At 47.3% G+C, this 2,957-nt stretch carries 4 protein-coding genes; all 4 read right to left on the bottom strand.

Annotation, left to right across the window (positions count from 1 at the left end; translation table 11 throughout):
* Positions 1–451 (bottom strand): cbb3-type cytochrome c oxidase N-terminal domain-containing protein (locus BCT81_RS00445; RefSeq protein WP_133152462.1); only part of this gene is annotated, 451 nt, incomplete at its 3' end.
* Entirely contained in the window at positions 448–1,062 is a 615-nt protein-coding gene (locus BCT81_RS00440) for a cbb3-type cytochrome c oxidase subunit II (RefSeq protein ID WP_181143960.1), read from the bottom strand. The genes BCT81_RS00445 and BCT81_RS00440, both read right to left, overlap by 4 nt.
* Positions 1,063–2,487 (bottom strand): cytochrome-c oxidase, cbb3-type subunit I, encoded by a 1,425-nt coding sequence (gene ccoN / locus BCT81_RS00435; RefSeq protein ID WP_008217054.1) that lies wholly within the window; start codon positions 2,485–2,487, stop codon positions 1,063–1,065. It lies immediately after the preceding gene.
* A 24-nt stretch (positions 2,488–2,511) separates the two neighbouring features.
* A complete protein-coding gene (locus BCT81_RS00430) occupies positions 2,512–2,898 on the bottom strand; it encodes a cytochrome c (RefSeq protein ID WP_102422956.1) in 387 nt (128 codons plus the stop codon).
* Between the last annotated feature and the right edge of the window lie 59 nt (positions 2,899–2,957).

The raw sequence follows: 2,957 nt of genomic DNA, 5'->3' as shown, positions 1-2,957 counted from the left end.
GGTTAGGGAAGTGTTTTTGGCCTTGACCGTTGTCGCGGTGACACGCGGCACAATGGGTTTGGAATAAGATCTGACCGCTGTTTACGATCTCAGGTACCTCTGCTAACCCAGCTAAAGTGGTTTTACTTGTTAGGGCAAACTGCTCATCGAGGCTTGTAGTGGGCGAACTGAGTTTATCGTCACTTTGCTGCCAATCGACTAAGCCTTCCCATTCACCAATCCCTGGGTACAACACGAGGTAGCCTGCGGAAAGCGAGAAAGCGACAGCATAACTGACAAACAGTAATTTAGGTGGCGGTGCGTCTTTTTCTTCAATGCCGTCAAAGGTGCCAACGGTGTGGTCTTCGTCGGCCTTGTGATTACTACGCCAGTATTTAACGACAACGGATACCATTAGAACAAAGAATATTATGGTTAAAAGTGCCGCCCATAAGTTCCAAAATGTGCTCATTGTGATACCTCCTGTGACGTATCTTTACCTAGGCTTTGCAGGTATCGAATTAAGGCTTCGCCTTTGGTTTTTCCTCTAACCTGTAGTCTTGCGTCACCAATTTCTTGGTCGGTATACGGAACACCTAGCGTACGCAATACCTCCATTTTCGCACTGATATCATCCCCAGTGAGCGTTTGTTCAAACAGCCAAGGGTATGATGGCATGATAGAAGTAGGCACAACTTGTCGAGGATTGATTAGGTGTATCACATGCCATTGGTCAGAGTACTTTCTTGCTAAATTGGTTAGGTCAGGTCCAGTACGTTTAGAACCCCACAAGTTAGGAAACTCGTATATATCGTCTGCTTCTTGGTTTGGACGTCCGTTACGTTTGATTTCTGGGTCAAGAGGACGCACCATCTGCGTGTGACAGACGTGGCAGCCTTCGCTGATGTAGATATCTCGACCGGCTAGCTCGATAGCGGTTAACGGCACAGCGAGGCTGTTTTTAGCAATATCATCTCCTCGAACGATGTTTGGGACCACCCAAACTACCAGTGAAAACGAGGCGACCACTACGGTGGTCAAAATTAGAATAACCAACGAGTGGGTAAAGTCTTTACTCATGATTTATGCCTCCCCATTTGCTGTACGTTTAACATCGAGCTCTGCTGGCATACGCACCGTTTTGTAAAGGTTCAGTGCCATTAAGAACAAGCCAAGTACGAATAGAGCACCACCAAAGAAGCGTAGGAATAGCCAAGGTGCTTTGAAATCCATCGCTTGCACAAAACTGTATACGAGCTCGCCGTTGTCGTTTTGAGTGAGCCACATGTAGCCTTCACCAATACCCGCTACCCACAATGCAATGGCGTAAATAGCCACACCTGCGTGCGCGAGCCAGAAGTGCCACTTGAGCATCCTTGGTGACCAAAGTTCGGTTTTGCCCCATAAACGTGGGATGAAGTAATAGAATACGGCGATACCCGACATCGCTACCCATCCGAGAGCGCCAGAGTGGACATGACCGATAATCCATTCGGTGTTGTGTGCAACCATGTTGAACCAACGAATAGCGAGCAGTGGGCCTTCGAATGTCGCTAAGCAGTAGTAGAGAATTGCCGAAAAGAAGAACAGGAGGATGTAGTCGGACTTAAGTTTCTCTTTGTTTTGCAGCAGAGTCATCGCGCTGTTAAACGCACCCGCCCAGGATGGTAACCAGAGGATCAGTGACATCACGATACCAATGTTTTGTACCCATACCGGAACGGAAGAGTAGACGAGGTGGTGAGTACCCGCCCAAGTGTAGAAGCCAACTAAACCCCAGAAGTGAATCACGGACAATCGGTACGAGTAGATAGGGCGGTCAGCCGCTTTAGGTATGAAGTAGTAGTTCATACCGATCACGCCAGCCGTCAGCAAGAAACCTACGGCGTTATGTCCCCACCACCATTGTACGATGGCGTCTTGAGCTCCGGCGAAGACCGAATAAGACTTCATTGCAGAAACGGGCATTGCGAGGTTGTTGACGATGAAGATCATCGCGATCACGATAATAAACGCGGCAAAGAACCAGTTTGCCACGAAGATGTGGTCGACTTTTCGTTTGGCTATCGTGCCAAAGAACAACACAGCATAAAGCACCCAAACAAGTACGATAAGTAAATCAATTGGCCACTCTAGTTCTGCGTACTCTTTTGAAGTAGTGTAACCCGCAGGTAGAGAGATGAGCGCCAGTAACAACACAAGCTGCCAGCCCCAGAACACCATCCACGACAAGCTTTTGTTGAAGAGCTCACAATGCCCGGTTCGCTGAGCAATGTACAACGATGTCCCCATCAGGATATTGACGACAAACCCGTATATGACGCCAGAGGTGTGTAAGGGACGAAGTCTACCAAACTGAAAGTACTCCGAGTCGAAGTTTAAGATGGGCCAATACAGCTGTGCAGCGAGAATCACACCGATGATCATGCCTAAAATAGCCCAGATTAAGGAGGCGATAATAAAGTACTTCACTACCTTAATGCTGTACTGCGTTGTCACTTGTTCCATAACAAGGCTCCTTGCCTAGGGTTTTTACTGGCTGACTGCGCTAGAGTCGCTCACCGACTTTGATTCGCTACCGAGGTTCGAATAGAAATAAGAAATATCGCGGATGTCTTGGTCCGAGAGCGTATCGGCTTGTTGCTGCATAAGAACCGCCAGTCCACTGGTTCTTTCTCTTGTTTGATAATCTTTTAACGATGATATGAGGTAGCCCATCTTTTGACCACGAAGGTTTGGGTAAGGGTCTTGTGTTGAAATGCCGTCATCACCATGGCAAGTCATACACACCTTGGCTTTTTGTTTACCTAATTCGAATTGTTCTTGGTTGATTTCAGCTGAAACAGGAAACATGACCAGCGTCAGTAAGAGGGGAGACAGTGCCGCCATGGGGTTAAACTTTCTCTTATTTAAACTCATTATCGATTCCCTTGATTATGAATTGAGTAAGTGACTTAAGAGAGTTAGACAATATAGGC

It is taken from the genome of Vibrio sp. 10N.261.52.A1 (assembly GCF_002876325.1).
GTDB lineage: Bacteria > Pseudomonadota > Gammaproteobacteria > Enterobacterales > Vibrionaceae > Vibrio > Vibrio chagasii.
The sequence above is the reverse complement of the archived record's forward strand: the minus strand, read 5'-3'. Positions and strand labels throughout refer to the sequence as shown.

Bases quoted from the DNA above. Each gene is read 5' to 3' on its own strand.
- ccoN (WP_008217054.1), bottom strand. From the start codon at position 2,487: ATGGAACAAGTGACAACGCAGTACAGCATTAAGGTAGTGAAGTACTTT.
- BCT81_RS00430 (WP_102422956.1), bottom strand. From the start codon at position 2,898: ATGAGTTTAAATAAGAGAAAGTTTAACCCCATGGCGGCACTGTCTCCC.